This is a genomic window from Streptomyces sp. NPDC031554, assembly GCF_055580685.1.
Window position 1 is genome coordinate 36,209 of the sequence record NZ_JBVIKX010000006.1, and the last position, 26,673, is coordinate 62,881.

Annotated in this window: 25 protein-coding genes and 1 riboswitch; of the genes, 8 read left to right on the forward strand and 17 right to left on the reverse strand. The window is 73.2% G+C overall.

The window, feature by feature from the left end; all coding sequences use genetic code 11:
• Position 1: 1 nt before the first annotated feature.
• On the forward strand, positions 2–1,570 hold the full coding sequence (locus ACZ5FU_RS17465) for a P-loop NTPase family protein (RefSeq protein WP_451528963.1): 1,569 nt from the start codon (positions 2–4) through the stop codon (positions 1,568–1,570).
• A 60-nt stretch (positions 1,571–1,630) separates the two neighbouring features.
• On the opposite strand, the gene ACZ5FU_RS17470 is transcribed toward ACZ5FU_RS17465, so the two are convergent.
• On the reverse strand, positions 1,631–3,130 hold the full coding sequence (locus tag ACZ5FU_RS17470) for an SCO1417 family PLP biosynthesis transcription factor (RefSeq protein WP_451528962.1): 1,500 nt from the start codon (positions 3,128–3,130) through the stop codon (positions 1,631–1,633).
• Between the two features lie 98 nt (positions 3,131–3,228).
• On the opposite strand from ACZ5FU_RS17470, the gene yczE reads away from it, so the two are divergent.
• The 4 genes from yczE (at position 3,229) to ACZ5FU_RS17490 (ending at position 6,723) form a co-directional block, all read left to right on the forward strand.
• The gene (gene yczE / locus ACZ5FU_RS17475; RefSeq protein ID WP_451528961.1) at positions 3,229–3,894 is read left to right on the forward strand and encodes a membrane protein YczE; all 666 of its coding nucleotides are present in this window, start codon (positions 3,229–3,231) and stop codon (positions 3,892–3,894) included.
• On the forward strand, positions 3,891–4,658 hold the full coding sequence (locus ACZ5FU_RS17480) for a glycerophosphodiester phosphodiesterase family protein (protein WP_451528960.1): 768 nt from the start codon (positions 3,891–3,893) through the stop codon (positions 4,656–4,658). The genes yczE and ACZ5FU_RS17480 overlap by 4 nt, the downstream gene beginning before the upstream one ends.
• Positions 4,659–4,714: 56 nt before the next feature.
• Entirely contained in the window at positions 4,715–6,070 is a 1,356-nt protein-coding gene (locus tag ACZ5FU_RS17485; RefSeq protein WP_469045522.1) for an MFS transporter, read from the forward strand.
• 278 nt (positions 6,071–6,348) lie between these two features.
• Positions 6,349–6,723 carry an RNA polymerase-binding protein RbpA gene (locus ACZ5FU_RS17490; RefSeq protein WP_356567412.1) on the forward strand — a complete coding sequence of 125 codons (375 nt, stop codon included), beginning with the start codon at positions 6,349–6,351 and terminating at the stop codon, positions 6,721–6,723.
• 94 nt (positions 6,724–6,817) lie between these two features.
• On the opposite strand, the gene fxsA is transcribed toward ACZ5FU_RS17490, so the two are convergent.
• From fxsA to ACZ5FU_RS17510, 4 genes are all read right to left on the reverse strand, one after another.
• Entirely contained in the window at positions 6,818–7,378 is a 561-nt protein-coding gene (gene fxsA, locus ACZ5FU_RS17495; protein ID WP_451528958.1) for an FxsA family membrane protein, read from the reverse strand.
• Positions 7,379–7,480: 102 nt separating this feature from the next.
• A complete protein-coding gene (locus ACZ5FU_RS17500; RefSeq protein ID WP_451528957.1) occupies positions 7,481–8,356 on the reverse strand; it encodes a polyprenol monophosphomannose synthase in 876 nt (291 codons plus the stop codon).
• A 578-nt stretch (positions 8,357–8,934) separates the two neighbouring features.
• The gene (locus ACZ5FU_RS17505) at positions 8,935–10,548 is read right to left on the reverse strand and encodes an amidohydrolase (protein WP_451781274.1); all 1,614 of its coding nucleotides are present in this window, start codon (positions 10,546–10,548) and stop codon (positions 8,935–8,937) included.
• Positions 10,549–10,653: 105 nt separating this feature from the next.
• A complete protein-coding gene (locus tag ACZ5FU_RS17510; protein ID WP_363091426.1) occupies positions 10,654–11,094 on the reverse strand; it encodes an Lrp/AsnC family transcriptional regulator in 441 nt (146 codons plus the stop codon).
• Between the two features lie 240 nt (positions 11,095–11,334).
• Between ACZ5FU_RS17510 and ACZ5FU_RS17515 the strand changes: the two genes are divergently transcribed.
• Positions 11,335–11,796, forward strand: a complete 462-nt coding sequence (locus ACZ5FU_RS17515) for a hypothetical protein (RefSeq protein WP_451528955.1) — start codon at positions 11,335–11,337, stop codon at positions 11,794–11,796.
• A gap of 697 nt (positions 11,797–12,493) precedes the next feature.
• Here ACZ5FU_RS17515 and ACZ5FU_RS17520 read toward each other — a convergent pair.
• The 3 genes from ACZ5FU_RS17520 to ACZ5FU_RS17530 all read right to left on the reverse strand — a co-directional run bounded on the left by ACZ5FU_RS17520 (position 12,494) and on the right by ACZ5FU_RS17530 (position 15,019).
• Positions 12,494–13,153, reverse strand: coding sequence for a TetR/AcrR family transcriptional regulator (locus tag ACZ5FU_RS17520; RefSeq protein ID WP_451528954.1), 660 nt, complete (start codon positions 13,151–13,153; stop codon positions 12,494–12,496).
• Positions 13,154–13,258: 105 nt separating this feature from the next.
• The gene (locus tag ACZ5FU_RS17525; protein WP_451528953.1) at positions 13,259–13,405 is read right to left on the reverse strand and encodes an SCO1431 family membrane protein; all 147 of its coding nucleotides are present in this window, start codon (positions 13,403–13,405) and stop codon (positions 13,259–13,261) included.
• Positions 13,406–13,573: 168 nt separating this feature from the next.
• Positions 13,574–15,019, reverse strand: coding sequence for a peptidase C39 family protein (locus ACZ5FU_RS17530; RefSeq protein WP_451528952.1), 1,446 nt, complete (start codon positions 15,017–15,019; stop codon positions 13,574–13,576).
• Positions 15,020–15,196: 177 nt separating this feature from the next.
• On the opposite strand from ACZ5FU_RS17530, the gene ACZ5FU_RS17535 reads away from it, so the two are divergent.
• On the forward strand, positions 15,197–15,841 hold the full coding sequence (locus ACZ5FU_RS17535; RefSeq protein WP_451528951.1) for a uridine kinase family protein: 645 nt from the start codon (positions 15,197–15,199) through the stop codon (positions 15,839–15,841).
• A gap of 490 nt (positions 15,842–16,331) precedes the next feature.
• Entirely contained in the window at positions 16,332–18,191 is a 1,860-nt protein-coding gene (locus ACZ5FU_RS17540; RefSeq protein WP_451528950.1) for an AAA family ATPase, read from the forward strand.
• 55 nt (positions 18,192–18,246) lie between these two features.
• Here ACZ5FU_RS17540 and ACZ5FU_RS17545 read toward each other — a convergent pair whose 3' ends face one another.
• From ACZ5FU_RS17545 to ACZ5FU_RS17585, 9 genes are all read right to left on the reverse strand, one after another.
• Positions 18,247–19,293, reverse strand: a complete 1,047-nt coding sequence (locus ACZ5FU_RS17545; RefSeq protein WP_451528949.1) for a hemolysin family protein — start codon at positions 19,291–19,293, stop codon at positions 18,247–18,249.
• Entirely contained in the window at positions 19,290–20,615 is a 1,326-nt protein-coding gene (locus tag ACZ5FU_RS17550) for a hemolysin family protein (RefSeq protein ID WP_451528948.1), read from the reverse strand. The genes ACZ5FU_RS17545 and ACZ5FU_RS17550 overlap by 4 nt, the downstream gene beginning before the upstream one ends.
• Before the next feature lie 222 nt (positions 20,616–20,837).
• Positions 20,838–21,290, reverse strand: a complete 453-nt coding sequence (locus tag ACZ5FU_RS17555) for a PH domain-containing protein (RefSeq protein ID WP_451528947.1) — start codon at positions 21,288–21,290, stop codon at positions 20,838–20,840.
• Positions 21,291–21,303: 13 nt separating this feature from the next.
• Entirely contained in the window at positions 21,304–22,152 is an 849-nt protein-coding gene (hisG, locus tag ACZ5FU_RS17560) for an ATP phosphoribosyltransferase (RefSeq protein WP_468645595.1), read from the reverse strand.
• A 49-nt stretch (positions 22,153–22,201) separates the two neighbouring features.
• Positions 22,202–22,474 (reverse strand): phosphoribosyl-ATP diphosphatase, encoded by a 273-nt coding sequence (locus tag ACZ5FU_RS17565; RefSeq protein ID WP_356280403.1) that lies wholly within the window; start codon positions 22,472–22,474, stop codon positions 22,202–22,204.
• A gap of 33 nt (positions 22,475–22,507) precedes the next feature.
• Positions 22,508–22,993 (reverse strand): 6,7-dimethyl-8-ribityllumazine synthase, encoded by a 486-nt coding sequence (gene ribH / locus ACZ5FU_RS17570; RefSeq protein ID WP_451528945.1) that lies wholly within the window; start codon positions 22,991–22,993, stop codon positions 22,508–22,510.
• Positions 22,994–23,022: 29 nt separating this feature from the next.
• A complete protein-coding gene (locus tag ACZ5FU_RS17575; RefSeq protein WP_451528944.1) occupies positions 23,023–24,336 on the reverse strand; it encodes a bifunctional 3,4-dihydroxy-2-butanone-4-phosphate synthase/GTP cyclohydrolase II in 1,314 nt (437 codons plus the stop codon).
• On the reverse strand, positions 24,333–24,974 hold the full coding sequence (locus tag ACZ5FU_RS17580) for a nicotinamide mononucleotide transporter family protein (protein WP_451528943.1): 642 nt from the start codon (positions 24,972–24,974) through the stop codon (positions 24,333–24,335). The genes ACZ5FU_RS17575 and ACZ5FU_RS17580 overlap by 4 nt, the downstream gene beginning before the upstream one ends.
• Positions 24,971–25,576: a riboflavin synthase gene (locus ACZ5FU_RS17585; RefSeq protein WP_451528942.1), complete on the reverse strand. Its 606-nt coding sequence runs from the start codon at positions 25,574–25,576 to the stop codon at positions 24,971–24,973. The genes ACZ5FU_RS17580 and ACZ5FU_RS17585 overlap by 4 nt, the downstream gene beginning before the upstream one ends.
• Positions 25,577–25,724: 148 nt before the next feature.
• Positions 25,725–25,855: riboswitch (FMN riboswitch) on the reverse strand.
• Between the last annotated feature and the right edge of the window lie 818 nt (positions 25,856–26,673).

The following is a 26,673-nucleotide window of genomic DNA, read 5'->3' on the forward strand; positions in this document are numbered from 1 at the left end:
AGTGGCCCGGCGCCCCCTCCCTCGCATCCTGAGCACAGGCAGCGCGCAGATCGCCCGGAGCCGGGAGCTGGCCCGGACGGCGGCGGACAGCGCCACCGACATCCTCCACCCGCTGATCACGATGACCCGTGGTCTGCGCCGGCTGGCCGCGGCCGGCGGGCGCAGGTGGGCCGAGACCCCCAGGGACCGGCGCGGGCCGCTGCTGTTCCTGGTGGCCTCGGTGATCCTGGTCGTGGCGCTCGTACCGTACGGGCCGCTGCTCGCCGTCATCACCGTGATGGCGGCAGCCGCCTGGCAGGGCCGGGACCGCACCCCACCGGTTCCCGAGGGCCCCGACGAGTCGCAGATCCAGCGGCTCCGGACGCTGTACGAGGCCCTGGTGCCGTACTTCTCCACGGCGGAGGACCCTTCTCCCCTCTACGCGCACGGCGGCGAGTGGGAGAAGGCCTTCCCGTCGTACGACTTCGACGGCTCGGGGCGGATCACCCGGCTGGAGATCCACTACCCCGCCTACTTCCGGGACGGCGAGACCGAGGCGCGCGCGCGTGTCGAGCACCTGCTCACGGCCAAGTCCGGCCGGGGGCGGGAGTACCACTTCGACTGGGACGAGGAGGGCAACACGCTCACCGTGTCGGTGCTCGCCCCGCTCCCCACCGACCTCGCCGCCCAGCGCTTCGTGACCGCACCCGGCGAGACCGTCCTGGGCTTCACCGACCCCTCCCAGGTCCGGCGCACGCTCCCGCTCACCCACGGCGAGGAGCAGCGCGACGTGCCTCCGGTGGTCTGGCGCACCGGCATCCGCTCCACCGAGCCCCACCTGCTGGCGGTCGGCCAGCCCGGCAGCGGCACCTCGACCCTGCTGCGCTCCATCGCCCTGCAGGCCCTCCCGTACGGCGACGTCCTGATCATCGACGGCGGCGGCACCGGCGAGTACGCCTGTCTGACCGGCCGGGACGGCGTCCTGGGGGTCGAGGTCGGGCTCGCCGGGGCACTGGCCAGTCTGGAGTGGGCGGCGCACGAGACCGAGCGCCGTCTGATCGCCGCCAACCGTGCGCGCCAGGAGGGTCACCCCCCGCCGGACGACACCAGGCGCCCCCTGTGGATCCTGCTCGACCGGCCGACGGCGTTCACCCACCTCGCCGACGCCGACGGCCGCAAGGACCCGCAGTCCCTCCTGCAGGTTCCCCTCCGGCACGGCCGCGCGGCCCAGGTCACGGTGGTGGTGGCCGAGCAGTTCGACAGCCTGGACACACTGGGCGACCCCGTACGGCAGCACACGCGCGCGCGGGTCGTCCTCGGGCCCGCCCCGGTCGAACTGCTGGAGGCGGTCCTGGGCGTCCGGCCGCACACCACCCCCACCGAGCACGTCCCGCCGGGGCGCGGTTACGCCAGGCTCGGCAGCGGCCCGGCGCACCGCCTCCAGGTGCCCGCGACCCCCGACCCGTACGACGAGGCCACCAGCGACGCGCACCGGCAGGCGGTGCTGGAGCTGCTGCCGCCGCGGACGACGCCCGCGGACGGCGAGAAGCTGCCGGTGGCCGTCGAGGCCGTGGCGGCGGAGAGTTCCTGACGGGACCGCGCGCCCACCGACGGGGCGCGGCCGGGTGGTCCCCGACCCGGCCGCGACCCGTCACGCCACGAACGTGCGGGGTCCCTCGCCGCCCGCGGTCCCCCCGCTCTCCACGATCCGGGCGGCCGCGGCCAGCCGTGCCGCCGCCTCCTCCGCCACCGCGCCGCCCACGGTGAACGGCAGCCGCACGAAGCCCTCGAAGGCGCCGTCGACCCCGAACCGGGGCCCGGACGGCACCCGCACCCCGACCCGCTCCCCCGCCTCGGCCAGCCGGGAACCGGAGAGCCCCCCGGCCCGCACCCACAGGGTCAGCCCGCCCCTCGGCACGGCGAACTCCCACCCGGGCAGCTCCCGGCGCACCGCCGCGACCAGCGCGTCCCGGTTGCTCGCGGCCTGTGCGCGGCGCAGCTCCACGGCCTGCTCCCACCCACCGGTGCTGAACAGCCAGTTCACGGCGAGCTGCTCCAGGACCGGCGTCCCGAGGTCGGCATAGGCGCGGGCCGCGACCAGGCTGCGGATGACGTCGGGAGCGGCCCGGACCCAGCCGATGCGCATGCCCGCCCAGAAGGCCTTGCTCGCCGAGCCCACGGTGATCACCGTCGATCCGGCCGGGTCGAAGCCGCACACCTGACGGGGCATCTCGACGTCGTCGTCGAGCCACAGTTCGGTCATCGTCTCGTCGGCGACCAGCACGGTCCCGGCCGACCGGGCCGCCTCGACGAGCCGGCGCCGCTGGTCCTCGTCGGCGAGCGCCCCCGTCGGGTTGTGGAAGTCGGCGACCACGTAGGCGATGCGCGGCGCGGCCTCGCGCAGGACCTGCCGCCAGCGGTCCATGTCCCACCCGGCGAGCCCCTCGGCCATCGCCACGGGCACCAGCCGGGCGCCCGCCTCCCGCATCAACTGGAGGATGTTGGCGTACGAGGGCGACTCGACGGCGATGCGCTCGCCGCGGCCGCCGAAGAGGTGGCAGATGGCGTCGATGGCGCCCATCGCGCCCGTGGTCACCATGATCTGCTCGGGCATCGTCGGGATCCCGCGCCGGGTGTACCGCTCGGCGATCATCGCGCGCAGGGCGGGCAGCCCCGCGGGGTAGTCGCCGTGCGTGTGGGCGTACGGGGGCAGTTCCTCCAGCGCGCCCTGAACGGCCCGGGTGAGCCACGGTTCGGGGGCGGGGAGGGCGGCGCAGCCCAGGTCGATCATCGAGCCGAGGGCCTCGGGCGGCAGGGGTTCCAGCCCGCGCGCGGGCACCGGATTGCCCGCGGGGACGGACGTCCAGCTCCCGGCGCCGCGCCGGGACTCCAGGAAGCCCTCCGCGCGCAGGGCCTCGTAGGCGGCGGCGACGGTCGTACGGCTGACGGACAGGGCGAGGGCCAGTTCGCGTTCGGCGGGCAGGCGCGCGGCGACGGGGACGCGCCCTTCCAGGACGAGCAGCCGGACGCCGTCGGCGAGGGCGCGGTAGGCGGGCGGGCGGCGCGTCCCGGGGCCGGCGGGCCGGTCCTGCTGGGACGTGAGGAGCCGTGCGAGCTGCGCGGCCCCCACCGCCGAGGTCCACTGCGCCATGGATATCAGTCCACCTTCCCCGGATTGGCCATGGATGACCTTTCCTTCCACGCCACAGAGTGTCACGCGTCAGTCCACTACCACCACCAGGGGTCCACTTGTCCGAGCCGCTCCCGCCCGCCGGCCCGCTCCCCCGCCGGCTCGCCCAGCTCTACGCAGGTCTCGTGCTCTACGGCGCCAGCTCCGCCCTCCTCGTGCGGGCGGGCCTCGGTCTGGAGCCCTGGAACGTGCTCCACCAGGGGCTCGCCGAGCGGAGCGGCCTGTCCATCGGCATCGTGTCGATCGTCGTGGGCGCCGCCGTGCTGCTGTTGTGGATCCCGCTGCGCCAGCGTCCGGGACTCGGCACCGTCTCCAACGTCTTCGTGGTCGGCCTCGCGATGGACGGCACGCTCGCCCTGGTCCCCGAGGCGCACGGACTGGCCGTGCGGGTGCCGCTGCTGGTGGCGGGCATCGTCCTGAACGGCGCGGCCACCGGTCTCTACATCGCGGCGTCCTTCGGGCCGGGACCGCGCGACGGGCTGATGACGGGGCTGCACCGGCGCACCGGCCGGTCGATCCGCCTGATGCGGACGGCCGTCGAGATCGCGGTGGTGGCGACGGGCTTCGCCCTCGGGGGCACGATCGGCGTCGGCACCCTGCTGTACGCGGTGTCGATCGGGCCGCTCGCCCAGCTGTTCCTGCGGGTGTTCGCCCTGTCCCCGGCATCCGGCGGCAGTACGGTCGTTGCCGGCGGGTCACCCCGGGGAGCGATACTGCGTCCGTGAGCACCCTCGTACGCCACCCGTACCTCGACCATCCGGGTCCCATCCCGTTCGCGCACCGCGGCGGGGCCGCCGACGGCCTGGAGAACACCGTGGCGCAGTTCCGCCGCGCGGTCGAGGCGGGTTACCGCTATATCGAGACCGACGTCCACACCACCCGGGACGGCAGGCTCGTCGCCTTCCACGACCCGACGCTGGACCGGCTGACCGACGGCACGGGCCGCATCGCCGACCTGCCGTGGTCGGAGGTCCGCCACGCGCGCGTGGGGGGCGGGGAGGCGGTCCCGCTGTTCGAGGAGCTGCTGGAGACCTTCCCCGAGGTCCGCTGGAACGTCGACATGAAGGCCGAACCGGCCCTGCATCCCCTGCTCGACCTCATCGGGCGCGCCGACGCCTGGGACCGCGTCTGCGTCGGCTCCTTCTCCGAGGCCCGCGTCGTGCGCGCCCAGCGGCTGGCCGGACCGCGCCTGGCCACGTCGTACGGCACCCGAGGGGTGCTGAACCTGCGGTTGCGGTCCTGGGGCGTGCCCGCGACGGTACGCCGGTCGGCGGTGGCCGCCCAGGTCCCGGAGGCCCAGTCGGGCATCCAGGTCGTGGACCGGCGTTTCGTGCGCTCCGCCCACGCGCGCGGGCTCCAGGTGCACGTGTGGACCATCAACGAGGCGGATCGGATGCACCAGCTCCTGGACCTGGGGGTGGATGGCATCATGACCGATCACATCGACACGTTGCGCCAGGTCATGGAGGACCGGGGCGTCTGGGTCTGACCCCGGTCCCCTCCCGTTCCGCAGCCGCGCGCGGCATCTTCGGCGGGGAGGCGCGGGTGGGCACCGACACCGTGCGGGCGGAGACGTCCGACGACGCGGCCGGGCGGCGGCGCGAGCAGCGGGGCTGGTACTTCTACGACTGGGCGTGCTCCGTCTACTCGACGAGCGTGCTCACCGTGTTCCTGGGCCCGTATCTGACGTCGGTCGCCGAGGAGGCCGCCGACCCGGAGGGCTATGTGCACCCGCTGGGCATCCCGGTCCGCGCGGGCTCCTTCTTCGCGTACTCGGTGTCCCTGTCGGTGATCGCGGCGGTCGTGGTGATGCCGCTGGTGGGTGCGGCCGCCGACCGCACCGGCCGCAAGAAGCCGTTCCTGGCGGCAGCGGCCTACACCGGGGCCGCGGCCACGACGGGCATGTTCTTCCTCTCCGGCGACCGCTACCTGCTGGGCGGCGTGCTGCTGGTGGTGGCCAACGCCGCCCAGTCCGTCGCGATGATGCTCTACAACTCCTACCTGCCCCAGATCGCCCCGCCCGAGGAGCGCGACGCGGTGTCCTCGCGCGGCTGGGCCTTCGGATACGCGGCGGGCTCCCTGGTCCTGGTCGTCAACCTGGTCCTCTACCTCGCCCACGGTTCGTTCGGCGTCTCGGAGTCCACCGCCGTACGGATCTGTCTGGCCTCGGCGGGCCTGTGGTGGGGCGGCTTCACGCTGATCCCGCTGCTGCGGCTGCGCGACCGCCCGCCGACGGCCGCCGCCGCGGGCACGGCGAGCACCCCGGGCCTGCGGGGGCTGGTGGCGACCTTCCGGGACATGCGCCGCCGTCCGCTGACCCTCGCCTTCCTGCTGGCCTACCTCGTCTACAACGACGGCATCCAGACGGTGATCTCCCAGGCCTCGGTCTACGGCTCCGAGGAACTCGGCCTCGACCAGTCGACCCTCATCGGCGCCGTCCTCCTGGTGCAGGTCCTGGCCGTCGCCGGCGCCCTGGCCATGGGGCGGCTGTCCCGGATCTACGGCGCGAAGCGCACGATCATGGGCTCGCTGGTGGCCTGGACGCTCACCCTGGCCGCCGGCTACCTCCTGCCGTCCGGCGCGCCGGTGGGCTTCTTCCTGCTGGCGGCCGCGATCGGCCTGGTCCTCGGCGGCAGCCAGGCCCTGTCGCGCTCCCTCTACTCCCACCTCGTCCCGCCCGGCAAGGAGGCCGAGTACTTCTCCGCGTACGAGGTGAGCGACCGCGGGACGAGCTGGCTCGGTCCGCTGCTGTTCGGGATCACCTACCAGGTGACCGGAAGCTACCGGGACGCGATCATCTCGTTGGTGATCTTCTTCGTCATCGGCTTCCTGCTGCTGGCGCGGGTTCCGGTACGGCGGGCCATCGCCGAGGCGGGCAATCCCCCACCCGAAAGGATTTAGCGCTGAAGCCCAAAGGGCGGTAGTGTACGCGTTTGGCCTGCCAGGCGTACCGTTACTGCGCGTCAAAGACACCGAAACGCTGGGTGACATTTCCTTTCAGATGTGACAAACCGGGCGCCGGTGGGTACTGCACTGGTTGACAAGACTGCGGCTACGACGGCGACGCACGACCCGGAACGGGACTCCGAACGGGAATCTTTACCGCCGACCGGACGTTGACCGGATGACGACGACAGCGACACCTGTCCTGTGGGCGACAAGCCCGGGAGGCACGATTCATGAGTGAGCGAGCTCTTCGCGGCACGCGCCTCGTGGTGACCAGCTACGAGACGGACCGCGGCATCGACTTGGCCCCGCGCCAGGCCGTGGAGTACGCATGCGAGAAGGGGCACCGCTTCGAGATGCCCTTCTCGGTGGAGGCGGAGATCCCGCCGGAGTGGGAGTGCAAGGTCTGCGGAGCGCCTGCGCTCCTGGTGGACGGCGACGGCCCTGAGGAGAAGAAGGCCAAGCCCGCGCGTACGCACTGGGACATGCTGATGGAGCGGCGGACCCGGGAGGAACTCGAAGAGGTCCTCGCGGAACGGCTGGCCGTCCTGCGTTCCGGGGCGATGAACCTCGCGGTGCATCCTCGGGACAGCCGCAAGTCCGCGTAGCTCCACGGAGCTGGGCCGGTCCACGGCGAACGAGAAATGACCGAGGGCGTCATACGCGATATCGCGTATGACGCCCTCGGTCTTCTTGCGTGTCCTACCGCGTCAGCGGGGGGCGCCGGTCCTGGGGGTCTTCTTCGCGCTCGCCCCTCCTGATCACCTCGCCCTGGACCACCTTTCCGTCCGGGCGGTGCATGCGGACCTGCTGGAAGGCGTCGCCGAGGCTCCCGGAGCCGGCCGTGCGCAGCTTACGGTCGAACGTGCGTTCCATGGAGCGGCGGACGGCCTTCTGGACCGGCGGGAGGAGCAGGAGCAGCCCCAGCGCGTCGGAGACCAGGCCGGGGATCATGAGGAGGAGACCTCCCAGCATCATCAGGCCGCTGCCCCCGCCGGAGGAGGGGGGTGTGCCGCGCTGGAGCGCCTCATTGAGGTTCTGGAAGGCGCGTCGGCCCGCCCGCTTGATGACCACGGAGCCGAGCAGGAACCCGGCGAGCAGCAGCAGGAGGACCGTGAACCCGCCGGCCGCGCCCGCGACCGCGGTCAGCAGCCAGATCTCCAGCACCAGCCACGCGGCGAGCCCCAGCGGCAGGAACGTCCGCAGACGGGAGCGCCGGGGCCGGGTGTCGAGGGGCGGAGGAGTCTGAGCGCCAGTCGTCATGCCCCCAGTGTGCCTGGCCCCGGCTCAGAGCGGCATAAGGGGTCGATCAGCCGTTCCCGCGCGATCCGCCGGGCGATGCCGGGCCGGGCGCCGTGTCCGGGGTCAGGACTGCGAGGGCTGCTGCGGCGACGGAGTGGACGGGGCGGGCGGTGCCGGGGACGGCTGCGCCGGGGGCTGTGCCTGCTCCTGCCCGCCCGTGCGGCCGGCGATCTTGCCGACGCGTTCTCCCACGCCCCAGGCCGTGACCCGCCACAGGGCCTCCACGAGGATGTCGCGGCTCATCTTGGAGTCGCCCAGCTCGCGCTCGACGAAGGTGATGGGCACCTCGACGACGTGGTAGCCCGCCTTGACCGCCCGGCGGGCGAGGTCGACCTGGAAGCAGTAGCCCTGCGAGGCGACCTCGTCGAGACCGAGGCCTTCGAGGGTCTCGCGCCGGAAGGCGCGGTACCCGCCGGTGATGTCGCGCAGCGGCAGGTCGAGGGCCAGGCGCGAGTAGAGGCTGCCGCCGCGGGAGATGATCTCGCGGGACCGGGGCCAGTTCACGACCCGGCCGCCCGGCACCCAGCGGGAGCCGAGCACGAGGTCGGCGCCTTTGAGCGCGGTGAGCAGACGGGGCAGTTCCTCGGGCTGGTGGGAGCCGTCGGCGTCCATCTCGACCAGGACGCCGTAGCCGTTCTCCAGGCCCCAGCGGAAGCCCGCCAGGTAGGCAGCGCCGAGGCCCTCCTTGCCCTTGCGGTGCAGCACCTGGACGTGGTCGTCCTCGGCGGCCAGCTCGTCGGCGAGTTCACCGGTGCCGTCGGGGCTGTTGTCGTCGGCCACGAGGACGTGCGCCTCGGGGACGGCCTCGCGCACCCGGCCGACGATGCTCTTGATGTTCTCCGCCTCGTTGAAGGTCGGAATGATCACCAACGCCGTACCCAGCGGACCGAACTTCCTCTCCCGGTCCTGTGCCGCGCGAGTCGCGTCGCCGTCGTTCACTGCTGCCCCTTCGTGTCCGTACGCAGGGGTCCACCATAGTGGCCGCAGCCTGGGGTGACGCGACAGGACGTTCGTATGGTGGTGTCGTTTCCGCAAAAGCGGGGTATGCATGCGCTTTTGGGCTTGTATGACCAAGCGTATCGCCGGGAGGTGTGCCCGTGCGGTCCCGCGGAGGGGGGCCCGGCGCCCTTCGGGCCGACCTGGGACCCGCCGGCTGCGGGTCGACCTGAAGCCGTTGTCTACTGAGCGTCCGGGCCCCACCCGGGTCGCACCGCCCCGACCGGCCGGAACGCTCCCTCGCCCTGGTGCGGCGCTGCGCCTGGCTCCCAGCGGCGGCGCGCACGGTGCGGCGCGCCGTCCCTGACCCAGCGGCGCACCGGCGAGTGCGCGGACGTTCCCCGGCGGGGCGTCCGGTGGTGGACCCGGCCGAACCTACCGGCCCCCCGCGGGCGGCTGTCAACAGTCGTTCGACCTGCGACTCTTCGGACAACACGCTGGTCAACGGTCGGAAGGCGACCCCCGGGGGACGCGGTGCGGACGGGTGATCTTCCGCTGATCCTCCGCGCCGCCCCGGTGGATCACTCACCCGGTCGCGCGAACACCGTCCGTCCGCCGACCACCGTGCGCAGGCACTCGGGCAGGTCGGCGCCGGGCGTGAGGTCGGGCAGACCGGGAGTGCCCGAGCGGGGGTCGGTGGACCAGCGGGCGACGCGGTCGTCCGGGGCCTGCACGACCAGGGCTCCGGTACGCCAGACGGCGTAGTCGGCGGGCGCGCCCGGCACCAGGACACCGGCGTCGTCACGTCCGACGGCCCGCCAGCCGCCCCGGGTGTGGGCGGTGAAGGCGGCGCGCACGGAGATCCGGTGCCGGGGCGTGCGGTGGAAGGCGGCGGCCCGGACCGTGCCCCACGGGTCGAGGGGGGTCACGGGGCTGTCGGAGCCGAAGGCGAGGGGGACACCGGCCCGCAGCAGAGCGGCGAACGGGTTGAGGGAACGGGCCCGCTCGGCGCCCAGGCGCTGCGCGTACATGCCGTCCTCGCCTCCCCACAGGGCGTCGAAGGCGGGCTGGACGGAGGCGGTCAGGCCGAGTTCGGCGAAGGCGGCGATCGTCTCGGGGGTGAGCATCTCGGCGTGCTCGACGCGGTGGCGGGCGGCACGCACGCGGGCCAGGCCCACCTTGTCCGCCGCCGCGCGCACGCCCTCGACGACGGCGGTGACGGCGGCGTCGCCGATGGCGTGGAAGCCCGCCTGGAGGCCCGCCTCGGTGCAGTCCGTGACGTGCGCGGCGACCGCGGCGGCGTCCAGGTAGGCGGTGCCGGTGTGGGCGGCGTCGCGGTACGGGTCGTGCAGGCAGGCGGTGTGGGAGCCGAGGGCGCCGTCGACGAAGAGGTCCCCGGCCGCGCCGAGGGCGCCCAGCGCGCGCGCCTTGTCGGCGTCGCGCTCCGCCCAGTAGCCGACGACCCGCGGCCCCGGTTCCTCGGCGGCCAGCCGCAGCAGGGCGGTGAAGTCCTCCTCGGAGGAGATCTCGGGGCCGGCGCACTCGTGGACCGAGCCGATGCCGAGCGAGGCGGCGTGCGCGAGGGCGGCCCGCTGGGCCTCGGTGCGCTGCGCCGGCGTCACGGCTGCGAACGCCGCGGCGCGGACGGCGTGGTGGGCGGCGGCGGTGAGCGGGGCCTCTCCCGGACCGTCCGTCGCACCGACGCCCGGGGTCATCTCCAGCAGGGCCGTGGTGACGACCGCGGAATGGACGTCGATGCGGGACAGGTAGAGGGGGCGGCCGCCGGTGGCCTCGTCCAGTTCGGCGCGTGTCGGGGGGCGGCCGCCGGGCCAGCGCGCGGCGTCCCAGCCGTGGCCGAGGAGGACCGTGTCCCGGGGCCGGGCCGCGGCGAAGTCCCGCACCCGGGCGAGGGCCGCCTCCAGGGAGGGCACGGCCGACAGGTCGAGGCCGGTCAGGGCGAGACCCGTGGAGGTGGTGTGGACGTGGGCGTCGGTGAAGGCGGGGGTGACCAGGGCTCCGTCCAGGTCGACCACCTCGTCGACGCCGTCCGCGAAGGCGTCGGCCGCGCCCTCGGAACCGACCCAGGCCACCTGGCCGCGCTCGACGACCATCGCGGTCGCGAACGGGTCGGCGGGGCTGTGGACCTCTCCTCGGCGGAGCAGGACGGTCTTCGGGTCGGGGGTGCGCTCGCTCATGACACCAGTCTCGTACCTCGCCCCGGCCGGCCAGCACGGGGGACCCCTTCGCACGGAGCGCACGGAGCGCTCGGGGCGCTCGGGGCGCGTCCGGGGCGCCGGTCCTCAGATCCGGGGCGGGCGGGCCTCGTACGGGGTGGACAGCACGACCGTGGTGCGCGTGGAGACTCCGGCGAGGGCCCGCAACCGGCCCAGCAGTTCCTCCAGTTCGTGCGGGGTGGCCACCCGCACCTTGAGGATGTAGTTCTCGTCGCCGGCCACGCTGTGACAGGCCTCGATCTCGGGCACCCCGGCGAGCCGGTCGGCGATGTCGTCGGGCGCGCTGGGGTCGAAGGGTTTCACCGAGATGAAGGCGGTCAGGGGCAGCCCGACGGCCTCGGCGTCGACGACTGCCGCGTACCCCCGGATCACGCCGCGCTGTTCCAGCCGGCGTACCCGCTGGTGCACGGCCGACGTGGACAGGCCCGTGGCCTTGCCCAGGTCGGTGTAACTCATCCGCCCGTCCTTGACGAGCAGCTGCACGATCTGTCGGTCCAGCTCCTCCATGGCGCAAGAACTTACAGGGCGCGCGATCTCTTCGTATACGTATACAGCCCAGGCCATACCGGTTCGTGATGTGGTGAACGGTACGGTCCGACCGGCATCTGCGCATGGCATGTGACCAACACCACAGGTCGCGCGAAGTCTTCGTGATGGTCCCGTGATTACCGCCGCGGAGCGCTGGGAAGTGCTTGCTGTGGTCGAGGCCGCAGTGCCTGAACGGCCCAGCCCGAGGGGGAGAATCCCATGCAGAGCCTTAAGCGTCCTGGTCGCACCGCGCCCAAGCGGTTCCAGCCCGCCGTCGTCGAGTCCGAGCCGGAGGGCGTCGAACCCGACGGCTACGACGGCCTCGACGACGGCGGCGACTCCTACGAGTTCGACGCCTACGACACCTTCGAGATGTACCGGGTGATCTGCCCGGACTGCGCGCAGCCCATCGCCCTGCTGGCGGACGAGGAGGTCCTGCCGGAGCACGCGCTGTGCGCGTCGCCGTGGAACCCCTTCGGTCTCACGGTCTGCGCCGGTACGGGCCGCGCGGCGGCCGAGGCCCGTCCCGCGGACGAGTCGGTGGAGCTCCAGGAGCAGGAGACGGCACTGCTGTTGACGCTTCCTCAGGGGTTGGACTGGCGCATGCAGCCCTTCTCGCACGTGGGCGGACCGGCCTCGCGCCCGATGCGGGTGCCCGCACCGCGCCGCCACGCCGCCTGAGCGCTTCCGCCCGGCTTCCCCGACCGTCCCGCGTCACGGCCGCAGCCCGGCCGTGGCCCGTGACCGGCATGCCCCGAACGGCCGGACTCCGGTCCCGCGAGGGGGATGTGACGGCACATCAGGGAACGGTGGCATCCCTGCGGTTGGCGCCGGGGACACTTCCCGGACCCACGTACGAGGGTGCGAGCCGTGACCCGGCGTCACGCGCTCGCGTCGCCCCGGTGTGACCCCACCCGTCGGGCGTCCGGGCGTCACCACCACGTGTCCGTCCCCGTCCCCGCGGCGGCGCGGTCGGCTCCGCCGCCCCCGCAGGACCCCCGATCCACCGGGACACGATGCGTTCCCGGGCCGGCCGGGGCCGTGCCCTGCCCGGCCGGCGGGACCCGGAGCGGGTGCGGCTGGTGGCGCCCCCGGTACGGCCGGGCCGGTCCGGCGGGTCCTCGGACCCGGCGGCCGCCGGGCGACGACCGTGCGCCGGACCTGGTCCGCGCCCTCGACGATCCGCGGGACCTCGGCCTCGCGCGGGTCACTCGGGCCCTGATCCCGTCGACGATCCGGCCGTCGTCTTCCCTGACGGCCCGGGGGGCCCGGGGAGCAGCGCGAGCCGGAGAAGAGACACTCCCGCTCCGGGTGCCCGCGGTCCTCCGGCGGCCGGACCGGGTTCGCCCGGGGGCACCGCGACCGGTCCGGCGGCGGTTCAGGGCTCGCGTCGGGCCGGCTTGGGGGCCGGGAAGGCGGCGTCGAGCTCCTCGACGGCGCGCAGGGCACCGCCCAGGGTCTTCACCAGGAGGTCGCGCATGGTCTCGCGGGAGAGTTCGGGACGGCCGATCCAGTCGAGGGTGGCGCCCTCCACGCTGCACACCCAGGACAGCAGGCTCATGCGGGGCAGCGCCGGGATGTCGCTGCGGCCGTAGGCGCCCTCGGCGATGGTGGCCACGATCGCCTCGCGCACCTCGTCCCGGATGGCGTGCACCTCGGCGTCGAAGCCGACGCCGCCGCTGACGATCGTGCGGTAGGCGGCCTGGTGGTGCTCGGCGAAGCGGAGGTAGCCGTCGATCGTGCGGTGGACCCGGTCCGCCTGGGGCAGTTCCATGCCTCTCGCCGCGAACGAGACCAGGTCGGCGACGGAGTCCTGGATGATCGCCAGGTAGTAGCCGCGCTTGGAGTGGAAGTAGTAGTAGATCAGCCCCTTGGCGACGTGCGCCTGCCGGGCTATGTCGTCCATGGAGAGCGCGTCGTAGGACGTGTCGGCGAACAACCTGCGCCCGATGGCGATGAGTTCGGCGCGACGCGCCAGTGAGCGTTCGGTGCCGCGCACCCGGGGGCGGGACGCGTCACGCTGCTGGCTGATGTTCAAGGTCGACCCTGGCTCCAACGCTCGGCGGGACGACGTCAGTATGTCAGGTCGAACCGGGGCCGGACGCGGCGGGCCCGGAGCGCGGACGGCTCTCCCGCGCAGGCGTCAGACGAGGCCCAGCTGGGTCACGAGCATCGCCACGACGACGACCAGGATCCATCCCATGACGTGCTCGAAGACGTTCGGACCGTCGTCCTGGGGACCGCCGGTACGGGTGCGGGCGGCAGCGGCGGTGGCGGCGTGTGCGGTCATGATGGTCTCTCGCTGACGGTCGTACGTGCGGTGGACGGCGGGCTTCCCCCGATCCGTCCACCTTGCCACCGTACGAGGCATGTGCGGCCGAGAGCTTGCTCACACGCGGACGGCCCCCGCCGCGACGGGGACCGTGACGACGGGGACCGCCGGCGTGCGGGGCGGGGCTCAGCGCACGCCGACCGCCGCGAGCGCCCCGCGCTGGAGCGCGCTCGGACGCGCCGGGAAGTAGAGGTAGCAGACACCCCCGGTGCCCGACGCGACCTTGCCGCTCGCGTCGTACCGCTTGGTCCGCAGCCAGATGTTCTCGAACTCCCGCCGCCGGTAGACGCGCCGCACCGCCGGATCGCTCGGCGAGGCCGGGTCGTTGGCGATCACGTCGCCGTCCGCGGTGAAGCCGATCACCGTCATCAGGTGACCGGAGGTGCCGTACCCGGCGCCCGTCAGCTCCTCCTTCAGGAAGGACTGCGACGTGATGGCCGGGATGCCGGCCGCGACCAGCGTCTCCAGGTCGGTGAGGGAGGTGAGCCGGGTCACCACACCCTGGAGGCCCTCGAACGTGGCGGCGTAGGCCGCATTGAACGGCCAGTTGCCACAGCCTTCGTACTGGTGGTCGAAGGTGTGGCGGGCCGCGTGGCACACCTGCGGGTCGGCGTACGCGGGGTCGACCCAGGCCAGTTGCTCCGGTGTGAGGCGGCCGCCCCAGTACTCGACGATCATCTGCGAGGAGGTGGGGCTGCACCAGGCCTCGCCGCCGTTGTCGTACTCGGGGTACTGCCCCGCGTGGATCTCCTGCGAGTAGCGCGGGACGGTCAGCTCCCGCGCGATCCCCGGCACCGAGGCCGGGACGGTGAAGCGGTCCGGGACGTCGGAGCCCGCCGCGCCCGCCCGCCACACGGTCGGGGTGAGCTTCGTGCCGGGCCTGCGGTGGAGGGTCAGGCGCAGCCGGTACGTCGTCAGGCGCAGGCCCGTGGCCGCGTCGTCGACCGCGAGGGTGTCCGTCCACACGGTGCTCCTGCCGTCGGTCTGGCCGTCGACGGAGGTCCGCTTGATGTCCTGGTCCCCGGCGGCCCACCGGCCCATCACGTACCAGGGGGTGGCCGTGCCGTCGGAGTACCCGGCCTTCAGCTCGACCTGGAGCCAGGTGCCGGCCGGTGTCCCGGCGTTCCAGGAGGCGATCACCTCGGTGGCGGGGACGGCGAACCGGTGGGCGGGGGAGGTCCAGGTCGCGTACTCCCAGGCGGCGGTGGTGCCGGTGTGCGGGTCCGTGTAGTCGGTGGTCCCGGCCGGGGTCGCGAGGACCAGCCCGGGCCGGACGCCGGCGACGGCCCGGGTGCCCGCGGCGGTGCCGGAGCGCCAGTCGGTGCGGGTGGTCCAGGAGTGGTACTCCACCGGGCGGTCCGGGGCCGCGCCCCGTCCCGTTCCCGGTGCCGCGCCCGGCAGCGTGTCCGGGCCCGCGGGCCCGGCCGGAACGGCGGCCTCGGCCACCGCGGGGGCCGCACCGCCCGCCACGGCGGCGACGACCGCGGCGGCGAGGAGCGTCCTGCGGGACGGCTGGTCGGTTCGGTCGGAGAGCTGTTCGGCCCTCCTGGACGGCTGTTCGGCTCTGCTCATGAGCGAAAGACTCCCAGGGTGTCCGGGGCGGAGCGGGTCCGGTGTGCGGTGTGCGGTGTGCGCCAACTATGGCGGGAGGCGGGCGGACCCGCCAGCACTTCCGCCCGTGCCGCGCCCGGCAATGTGGGCCCGGTCCACTGACGTGACCTGCGGGAGGGCCGGCCCGCGCCGCTAGACTTGACCGGCCCCGCCCCGGCCCCGGCCTCGGCTTCGTCCCCGCCACCGCCACCTCCACCGCCAGGAACCGTCATCCGCCAGCTCGCCTCCCGGCTCCGCAGCCTGCCGCCGTCCTGCGGCCCGGTCCGCCTGATCGGCGTCGACGGGCACGCCGGTTCGGGCAAGTCCACGTTCGCGGGGCGGCTGGCCGAGGTGTCGGGCGGAGCACCGGTGCTGCACCTGGACGACATCGCGACCCACGACGAACCGTTCGCGTGGACCGGGCGGCTGCTGGCCGAGGTGATCGAGCCGCTCGGCCGCGGCGAGACGGCGCACTACGCCCCCTACGACTGGCGCGCCCGCGGGTTCGGCCCGCCCCGCCCGCTCCCCCCGGCCCCCGTGATCCTGGTCGAGGGGGTGGGCGCCGGCCGCCGCGCCCTGCGGCCGCACCTGGCCCGTCTGCTGTGGATGGAGCTGCCGCGCGAGGAGGCCTGGGCTCGCGGGCGGTCCCGGGACGGCGAGGACCAGCGGGAGTTCTGGGACGGCTGGGTCGAGGCGGAGGCGCGACATTTCGCCGGGGACCCGTCGAGGCCGTACGCGCACGGTCTGGTGCGGCAGTCGCCGCAGGGGTACGAGGTGCTGCCGGGGCCCTCGGGAACGCGTTGAGCGCACCGCCACGTCACACAGGGTGAGTGGCCGCCTGCTGTGTGGTGAAAGTGTGAAGGTCCCTGCATGCGAACTTCGCCAAGTGCTCCAACTCGGCTTGACCGAGGGTCCGTACAGGACTTACGTTCTCGATGTGCGGCGCTGGAAGCCGCCCCGCAGTCGCGAAGCCCCCGGTTGTTCCCCCGTGATCGGGGGCTTCGTTCTGCCCGCACACCGCTTTCGGGCCGTTTCACCGGCGCCCCGCGCCGCCTTCCGATCACCCAGGGTCACCGTGCGACGGTGCGCCCCCTCTGCTCCCACCTCGCCGAACAGGCCTTGCGGCGCCCTTCGGCAGGTCCTCCCCCGCAGGTACGATGCCCTCGGTGCGACCTGTGGACGACCGCTGTGCGCACCTGGCAACTCCGGTCCGCGGCACAGCGGTTCGACCATCGCAGCCGATGGGCTCCGGCCCGGTGGCATACCGACGGGGGCACGGTTCGTGGGGGACGTGATGGACTTCGGCACGCGGGGCCCCGAGGCCCCGGCCGACCTCGCCTGGCTACGAGGCGTGGACGCCTACACCATGGGCGCGTATCCGCAGGCGGAGGAGGAGTTCCGCGCCGCGGTGCGGATCGATCCCGGCATGGCCGACGGCTGGCTCGGGCTGCACGCGCTGCGCGTCGACACGACGACCGCGCTGCTCAGGATGTTCCGGCACCGGGAGCGCTTCGGCGAGCAGCGCGTCCGGCACCGCCGCACCCTCAACTCCTGGTACTGGCTCGGCTGGTGGGTGCAGCCCGTGCTGGAGAGCCCCCGTGACCTGCTCCTCGCGCACGCCTCGCACTGGCTGGACGGCCGGCACGTGCCCGAGCTGGACCGGGCGCTGGCGGGCCTTCCGCCCGTCGACGCCGACCATCACGTCCGCTTCCTGCACGCCTGCCGCGCCTATCTGGTCAAGGACTGGGAGCAGCTGGTCCGGCACACCGACTCCCTCCTCGACGACCCCCTCCTCGGCATCGAGGCCGGTCTGTTCGGCGGCATGGCCCGGGTCCGGCTGGAGATGTACGGGCAGGCCGAGCCGCTGCTGTCGACGGCGCTCATGCGCTGCCGCAGCGAGCAGCCGCAGCGCAAGGAGTTGCGGTACTGGCTGGCCCGCGCGCACGAGGGCACCGGCCGTTCCGCCGCCGCGCTCCCCCTGTACCGGGCCGTGCACCGGGTCGACCCCGCCTTCATGGACACCTCGGCCCGGCTCGCCGCGATCGCCGAGGGCGACGGCTACGACGACACCGGCGACCTGGCGTCCGTCACCCTGGCCGGGATCGGCCAGGACGCCGGGGACGGGCCGGACCTCCTGGACCCGCTGTTCGGCACCGAGGGCCGGGACCTGAAGCTCGGCGACCTCTCCGACCTGCCGCCCGTGGGTCCCGCCCCGACCGTCCCCGACCCGGCCGTGCGCCAGAAGACCGTCGTGCCCCCGGTCCTGCCGGCCGGTCCCACCGACCCGACGTTACTGGAGGAGGCGCTCACCGAGCTGGAGCGCATGGTGGGTCTGGAACCGGTGAAGCGGCAGGTCAAGGCCCTGTCGGCGCAGCTGAACATGGCGCGGCTGCGGGCCGGCCAAGGACTCCCGGTCCAGCCGCCGAAACGGCACTTCGTCTTCTCCGGCCCCTCCGGGACCGGCAAGACCACGGTGGCCCGCATCCTCGGCCGCGTCTTCTACGCCCTCGGCCTGCTGGGCGGCGACCACCTCGTGGAGGCACAGCGGGCCGACCTGGTCGGCGAGTACCTGGGACAGACCGCGGTGAAGGCCAACGAACTGATCGACTCCGCGCTGGGCGGCGTCCTGTTCGTGGACGAGGCCTACTCCCTGTCCAACTCCGGCTACGGCAAGGGGGACGCCTACGGGGACGAGGCCCTGCAGGTGCTCCTGAAGCGGGCCGAGGACAACCGGGACCACCTGGTGGTGATCCTGGCCGGCTACCCGGAGGGCATGGACCGGCTGCTGGCGGCGAACCCCGGACTGTCGTCCCGCTTCACGACCCGCGTCGACTTCCCCTCGTACCGGCCTCTCGAACTGACCTCGATCGGTGAGGTGCTCGCGGCGGACGACGGGGACGTGTGGGACGAGGAGGCCCTGGACGAGCTGCGGTCGATCGCCGGACACGTGGTGGACCAGGGGTGGATCGACGAGCTGGGCAACGGACGGTTCCTGCGGACCCTGTACGAGAAGAGCTGCGCCTACCGGGACCTGCGGCTGTCCACGTACCCGGGGACCCTGACCCGGGACGACCTGTCGACACTGCGGTTGCCGGACCTGATGCAGGCGTACGGCGAGGTGCTGTCGGGACGGGGACCGCAGGACCCGGCCTAGGCACACCTGCGCGGGTCCGCCGGGGGCGCGTACGGCCTCCGCCCCCGGCGACCGGCTAGGTCGCCATCACCACCTCGGGGTAGTCCCGGTGGGCGGGGTCGGTCACCTCGCCCACCAGCAGCTCCAGGACGTCCTCCAGGGCGACCAGCCCGAGCACCCGGCCCGAGGCGTCGGCGACCTGCGCCAGGTGCGTCGCCGCCCGCCGCATCACCGTCAGCGCGTCGTCCAGCGGCAGTTCGGAGCGGAGCGTCGTCATCGGGCGCCACACCTGCTGGGGCACCGCCCGGTCGGACTCCTCGAGGTCGAGGACGTCCTTCACGTGGAGGTAGCCCATGAAGGCGCCGTTCTCCGCGGCGACGGGGAAGCGGGAGTACCCGGTGCGGGCGGTGAGGGCGACGATCTGCCCGGGGGTGACCGACGGCGGGACCGTCACCAGCGACTCGCGCCCGAGCAGGACGTCGGTGACGGGACGGGAGCCCAGTTCCAGCGCGTCCTCCAGCCGCTCCTGCTCCTCGGGATCGAGCAGGCCGGCCTGGCCGGAGTCCTCCACCAGCCGGTTGAGCTGCTCGCTGGTGAAGACGGCCTCGACCTCGTCCTTGGGCTCGACGCTGAAGAGGCGCAGGATGCCCTGGGCGCAGGCGCCGAGGCCGGCGGTGACCGGCCGGCAGAGGCGGGCGAAGGCGACCAGGCCGGGGCCGAGCCACAGCGCGGCCTTCTCCGGGGCCGCCATGGCGAGGTTCTTCGGGACCATCTCGCCGACGACGAGGTGGAAGAAGACCACGGCCGCCAGGGCGATGACGTAACCGAGCGGGTGGATCATGCCGTGCGGCAGGTGGACGCCCTCGAAGACCGGCTCCAGCAGATGCGCCACCGTCGGCTCGGCGACGGCGCCCAGGGTCAGCGAGCACATGGTGATGCCGAACTGGGCGGCGGCCATCATCTGCGGCAGGTGTTCCAGGCCCTGGAGGACCTGGCGGGCCCGCGCGGTGCCCAGCGGCTCGATCTGGCTGCGGCGGACGGAGACGAGGGCGAACTCGGCGCCGACGAAGAAGCCGTTCGCGAGCACGAGGAAGCCGGCGAAGACGAGTTGGAGCACGCTCATCGGGCGACCTCCACGACCACTCCGGTGCGGACGAGCCTGACCCGCTCGGCCCGGTAGTGGCCGACGCGGCGGACCGACAGCCGCCAGCCGGGCAGCTCGGCCCGGTCGCCGACGGCCGGGATGCGGCCGAGCAGGTCGGCGACCAGCCCGGCGACCGTCTCGTAGGGTCCCTCGGGCGCGTCGAGGCCGATGCGCCGGAGCGCGTCGACCCGGCAGCTGCCGTCGGCGTCCCAGGCGGGCCTGCCGTCCTCGGGCGGGGCGGCGGCCAGTTCGGGGATGTCCAGGCCGTCGTGCTCGTCGCGGACCTCGCCGACGATCTCCTCGACGATGTCCTCCAGGGTCACCACGCCGGCCGTGCCGCCGTACTCGTCCACGACGACGGCGATGGGCTGCTCGCTGCGCAGCCGGGCCAGCAGCGGCCGTACCGGCAGGGTCTCGGGGACCAGCAGGGCCGGGCGGGCGATCCGGCCGAGCGGGGTGCGCAGCCGGTCGTGGACGGGGACGGCCAGGGCGTCCTTGAGGTGGACCATGCCGACGACCTCGTCGATCTTCTCGCGGTAGACGGGGAAGCGGGACAGACCGGTGGCGCGGGTCAGGTTGACCACGTCCTCGGCGGTGGCCGACGTCTGGAGGGCGCTGACCTTCACCCGCGGGGTCATCACGTGCTGCGCGGTCAGCTCGGCCAGGGACAGGGTCCGCACGAAGAGGTCGGCCGTGTCCTGTTCGAGCGTGCCGGCCTGGGCGGAGTGCCGGGCCAGGGAGACCAGCTCGCCGGGGGTGCGGGCGGAGGCCAGCTCCTCGGTGGGCTCCACGCCCAGGGCGCGCACGAGCCGGTTGGCGACCGCGTTGAGGCCGGCGATGACCGGCCGGAACAGGCGGGCGAACGCGTGCTGCGGGCCGGCGACGAAGCGCGCGACCTGCAGGGGTCTGGAGACCGCCCAGTTCTTCGGCACGAGTTCACCGATCACCATCTGCACGGCGGAGGCCAGCAGCATGCCGGTGACGACGGCCACCCCGGAGACGGCGCCCTCCGGGACGCCGATCGCGCTGAGGGGAGCGCCGAGGAGCTCGGCGAGCGCCGGTTCGGCCAGCATGCCGACGACGAGGGAGGTGATGGTGATGCCGAGCTGGGTGCCGGAGAGCTGGAAGGACAGCTCCTTGAGCGACTCGACGACCGTACGGGCCCGTCGGTCGCCGTCGGCGGCGGCTTTCTCGGCTTCCTGGCGCTCGACGGTGACGAGCCCGAACTCGGCGGCCACGAAGAAGCCGTTGGCGAGGATGAGCAGGAACGCGGCTGCCAGGAGCAGCAGGGGGATGGTCATGAAGCCGCCGCCTCCGTGGTGGAGGGGGCGGCGCAGGTACTACAGGACGAACCGTCCATCGCCGGAGAGGGTCACTCCTCGGGTAGCAGGACCCCCCGTGCGCCCGGCAGGGCACGACGGGGGTGGAGGCGCAAAGGGGACGCCTCCGTCACCAGATTAATCACGACAGGGGCGTCAGCGGCAGGGTGGACGCCCCCGAGTCAGCCCTGATCCCGCTCCGCGTCAGCCCTGATCCCGGTCGGGACGGTGCACGGACCGGGCCTCCACGAGGTCGCGCAGGGCGCGCGCGTCGGCGATGGCCTGCTGCTTGTCGATGCCCGGCTGGATGCCGAGGGCGGGCAGGCTGGTGCCGTCGCTGAGATCGAGGAACACCCAGGGGTCTCCCTGCCGGAGGTTGACCCGGAGGATCTCGGCCCACTCCAGGCGCCGCCTGCTCGCGATGTTCACCACGGTGATGCCGGAGTCGTCGGCGACGACCCTGACCCGGGCCAGCTGGGCCGGCACCCAGAAGCAGAGGGCGCCGGTGAGGACGAAGCTGAGTCTCTCCCCCGGTCCCAGCTCCAGGAGCAGGGCGACGGCGGAGATGACGAGGAAGAGCACCGCTCCGGCCGAGAGGAGCACCGCGCGGGTGCGGCTCGGCCGGAAGGTGACGGGGAGCGTGGGCTGGTCGGACATCTTCCCGGGGTTCTCAGAGGCGGCAGGCGTGGATGGCCGTGGTGAGGATGGCGCGGGCGCCGATGTCGTACAGGTCGTCCATGATCCGCTGGGCCTCCTTGGCGGGGACCATGGCGCGGACGGCGACCCAGCCCTCGTTGTGCAGCGGGGAGACGGTCGGCGACTCCAGGCCGGGCGTCAGCGCGACGGCCTTCTCCAGCTGCTCGACGCGGCAGTCGTAGTCCATCATCACGTACGTCCGGGCGACCAGGACGCCCTGGAGGCGGCGCAGGAACTGCTGCACCTTGGGCTCCTCGACGTCGGCGCCGGTCCGGCGGATGACGACGGCCTCGGACTTCATGATGGGCTCGCCGATGACCTCCAGGCCCGCGTTGCGCAGGGAGGTGCCGGTCTCGACGACGTCGGCGATGACCTCGGCGACGCCCAGTTCGATGGCGGTCTCGACGGCGCCGTCCAGGTGGACGACGGAGGCGTCGATGCCGTGGTCGGCGAGGTGCCCCGCGACGATCCCCTCGTAGGAGGTGGCGACCGTCATGCCCTTGAGGTCCTCGACGCCGCGGGCGGTGCCGGGCTTGGTGGCGAAGCGGAAGGTGGAGCGGGCGAAGCCGAGCGGGAGGATCTCCTCGGCGTCCGCGCCGGAGTCGACGAGCAGGTCGCGGCCGGTGATGCCGATGTCGAGGCGGCCGGAGGAGACGTAGATCGCGATGTCGCGGGGGCGGAGGTAGAAGAACTCGACCTCGTTCCCCGGGTCGACGATCCGCAGTTCCTTGGACTCGCGGCGCTGCTGGTAGCCGGCCTCATGCAGCATCTCCCCCGCAGGTCCGGACAGGGAACCCTTGTTGGGGATGGCGATGCGCAGCATGAGGTCGGCTTCCTTCGCGTGGTGTTGTTCGGGAGGGGGCGGGCGGGGCTTACAGGTGGGCGTAGACGTCGTCCAGCGAGATGCCGCGGGCGACCATCATCACCTGGACGTGGTACAGCAGCTGCGAGATCTCCTCGGCCGCGGCGTCCTTGCCCTCGTACTCGGCGGCCATCCAGACCTCGGCGGCCTCTTCGACGACCTTCTTGCCGATGGCATGGACCCCCTTCCCGACCAGTTCTGCGGTGCGGGAAGTGGCGGGGTCGCCGTCGGCGGCCTTCTGCTGGAGCTCGGTGAACAGCTCCTCGAACGTCTTCTTGGACATGGTGACCCCACCCTAGCCGTTGTACGTGCCCGCCTACCGCCAGGGTTCGGATACTGAGCGCAGGGTGGCCGCCGTCGCCACCGCCGCCGTCACCGCCTCGTGCCCCTTGTCCTCGGTGGAACCCTCGATGCCGGCCCGGTCCAGGGCCTGCTCCTCGGTGTCGCAGGTCAGGAGGCCGAAGCCGACGGGCACGCCGGTGTCGACCGAGACCTGGGTCAGGCCCTGGGTGACGCCCTGGCACACGTACTCGAAGTGCGGGGTCCCGCCCCGGATGACGACGCCGAGGGCGACGATCGCGTCGTAACCGCGGCCCGCGAGGACCTTGGCGACCACCGGCAGTTCCCAGCTGCCGGGCACCCGGAGCAGGGTCGGCTCGTCGATGCCCAGGTCGTGCAGGGCGCGCAGGGCGCCGTCGACCAGACCGTCCATCACCTTCTCGTGCCACTGCGCCGCGATGACGGCGACCCTGAGGTCGCCCACGTCGCGTACGGACAGTTCCGGTGCGCCCTTGCCGCTCACGTCTCTCCTTCGTGCCGTGCTTGCCGTGCTTACTGGTTGCCGCAGGGGGACACGGGGGCCGTGTCCAGCCAGGGCAGGTCGTGTCCCATCCGGTCCCGCTTGGTGCGCAGGTAGCGGAGGTTGTGCTCGCCCGCCTGGACGGGCATCGGTTCGCGGGCGGCGACCTCGATGCCGTGCCGGGTGAGCGCGTCGGTCTTCTCGGGGTTGTTCGTCATCAGACGTACGCTGCGGACGCCGAGGTCGTCGAGGATCCGGGCGCCGGCCGCGTAGTCCCGGGCGTCGGCGGGCAGGCCCAGCTCCAGGTTGGCGTCGAGGGTGTCGCGGCCGCGCTCCTGGAGTTCGTACGCCCGCAGTTTGGACAGCAGGCCGATGCCGCGGCCCTCGTGTCCGCGCAGGTAGACCACGACGCCCCGGCCCTCGGACTGGATGCGCTGCAGGGAGGTGTCGAGCTGGGGGCCGCAGTCGCAGCGCGCGGAGCCGAAGACGTCCCCGGTGAGGCACTCGGAGTGGACGCGGACGAGGACGTCGCGGCCGTCGCCGATCTCGCCGTGCACGAGGGCGACGTGCTCGACGCCGTCGACGGTGGAGCGGTAGCCGTACGCGGTGAAGGTCCCGTGGACGGTGGGCAGGCGGGTCTCGGCCTCGCGGCGGACGGTGGGCTCGGCGGTGCGGCGGTAGGCGATCAGGTCCTCGATGGAGATGATCGTCAGGCCGTGCTTGCGGGCGAAGGGGATCAGCTCGGGCAGGCGGAGCATGCGGCCGTCCTCGCCGGCGATCTCGACGATGGCGCCGGCCGGGCGCAGGCCCGCGAGCCGGGCGAGGTCGACGGCGGCCTCGGTGTGTCCGTTGCGCACGAGGACGCCGCCGGGCCGGGCGCGCAGCGGGAAGACGTGGCCGGGGCGGACGAGGTCGCCGGATCCGGCGGTGCCGTCGGCCAGGAGCCGCAGGGTGGTGGCGCGGTCGGCGGCGGAGATGCCGGTGGTCACACCGTGTGCGGCGGAGGCGTCCACGGAGACGGTGAACGCGGTCTTCATCGACTCGGTGTTGTCCGCGACCATCTGCGGGAGTTCGAGCCGGTCGAGTTCGTCGCCCTCCATGGGGGCGCAGATCAGCCCGCGGCACTCGCTCATCATGAAGGCGACGATCTCGGGGGTGGCCTTCTCGGCCGCGATGACGAGGTCGCCCTCGTTCTCGCGGTCCTCGTCGTCGACGACCACGACCGGGCGGCCGGCGGCGATGTCGGCGACGGCCCGCTCGATCGGGTCGAGCACGAACTCCTCGACGTCGTCGGTGGTGTGGCGGACGGAGGGGATCGTGGGGGTGGCGGACGGGTGGGCGCTCATGCGGGCGCTCCTTCCAGGGCGGGCCGCGGACCCTTGCGGGAGCGCAGCCACCAGTCGCGCATGCCCCACAGGACGAGCGCGCCGTAGACGACGTAGACGAAACCGGAGAAGGCGTAGCCGTTGGCGAAGTTCAGGGGGACGCCGACGAGGTCGACGAGGAGCCAGGCGAACCAGAACTCGACCATGCCCTTGGCCTGGGCGTACATGGCGACGACGGTGCCGACGAAGATGTAGGCGTCGGGCCAGGGGTCCCAGGACAGGGCGGGGTGGGCCTTGAACAGGAGCGCCACGGCGACCGTGCCGGCGGTGGCGGCGCCGGTCATGGCGGCGCGCTCGCGCCAGGTGGCGAAGCGCGGGGTGATGTGGCCGTCGGCGGATCCGCCGCGGTCGCGGTTCCACTGCCACCAGCCGTAGAGGGCGACGGTCATGACGACGGCCTGCTTGCCGGCGCTGCCGGTGAGGTGGCCGAAGAAGGCGCCGAAGAGGATGAGGCCGGAGAGGAACTGCACCGGCCAGCTCCAGAGGGACCGGCGCCAGCCGAGTGCGAGCGCGGCCAGGCCGAAGATGTTGCCGATCATGTCCGACCAGAGGATGTGCTGGTCGAGGAGGACGAAGGCCTCGGAGTTCAGGGAGTTCACTTCGCCGCTCCCCCGGTGGCGGCCATCAGTCGTTCCACGTACTTGGCGACGATGTCCACCTCGAGGTTGACCGGGTCGCCGGGCTGTTTCAGGCCGAGGGTGGTCAGGGCGAGGGTGGTGGGGATGAGGCTGACGGTGAAGTGGTCGGTTCCGGCCTCCACGACCGTGAGGCTGATGCCGTCGACGGTGATGGACCCCTTCTCGACGACGTACCGGGCGAGGTCGGCGGGCAGGGCGATCCTGACGATCTCCCAGTGCTCGGAGGGCGTGCGCTCCAGCACCCGTCCGGTGCCGTCGACGTGGCCCTGCACGATGTGGCCGCCGAGGCGCGCGCCGACGGCGGTGGGCCGCTCGAGGTTGACGCGGGAGCCGGCGGTGAGGGCGCCGAGGCTGGACCGCTTCAGGGTCTCGGCCATGACGTCGGCGGTGAACTCGTCGCCCTCGTGCTCGACGACGGTGAGACAGACCCCGTTGACGGCGATGGAGTCACCGTGCTTGGCGCCGTCGGTGACGACGGGGCCGCGCAGTCGGAAGCGGGAGGCGTCGCCGAGGTCCTCGACGGCGGTGACCTCACCCAGTTCTTCGACGATTCCGGTGAACACTTCCCGGGTCCTCCTGCCTCATTGGGGCACGGACTCCGGGGTCTGTCGATGACGACAGAAGACAGCGGGTGAGCACACCGGGAGCGACGCCGGACGCACTCGTCCACGGACGAGTTCGGGTACGGCGGCGCGCACGAATGCCCGCCCGCCGCGCACTGCCTCCCATCCGGACTTTAACCGTCGGTCCAGGAATTTCACCTGGTCAACCGGCCGCTGGAAGCGGCCGGGTCGCGGACTGTAACCGCCGGTTCGGAATTTCACCGACCCCGGAGTGCGCTGCTTTAGGTACAGGGCCAGTGTGCCACGCCCGGTACGCGTCCATGCGGGTGACGTCTGTGGGGTGGCTCACAGGGGGTGCGCGGGCGTCCGGGCCGGACCGCCCGGCGCCCCGGCCCGTGACCAGGGAGCCGGCCCCTCGATTGGTCCATACCTATTGACGTACTGGTCTAGTCCTCTCTAGGGTCTGCGCAACTTCCGCGGAGAGGAACCGACCGTGCCGTCCCCCTCACGACACCGGGCGAGACCCGCACCGCCCGCCACGGCGACGGTGACGTCGGCGGTGGTGGCAGTGGCGGGCCTGCCGCTCGCCGGACCGCGGGCCGCCGTCTCGAACGCCGTCGGGCAGGGCCCACGCCGCCTCGACGGCCTCCACGGGACGCCGGGTGCGGGCCTCCGCTGCTGCTCGGCCGGGGGCACGGCCTGCCCGGAGAAGACGGACTCCGTCCGGTCCGAGCGTGCGCCCAGGACCGAGCCCGAGCCCAGGACCGAGCCCGAGCCCTGGCCCTGGCCCTGGCCCGTCGGGCAGTGCCTCCCCGTCATCCTCCGGCGGCAGCAAGGCGCCCCACCGGGGGCGCACCCGGCGCGCCCGGTGGTGGGCGAGGAGCGAGGAGCCCGGCACCACCGGTGAACGGGGGTGTGCGGCAGGATCTCGACTCCGCCCGCCCCGTACGACCGGCCCGGTGGCGGTGACGACGGCCCTTGCCCGCCGCCGGGCCTCTCCACGACCCGGCTTTCCGGAGTCCGGCCCCGGCCGCCGGGGTCCACGACCCGGCCGCTGGGGTCCATGACCCGGCTTCCGGGGTCCATGACCCGGCCGC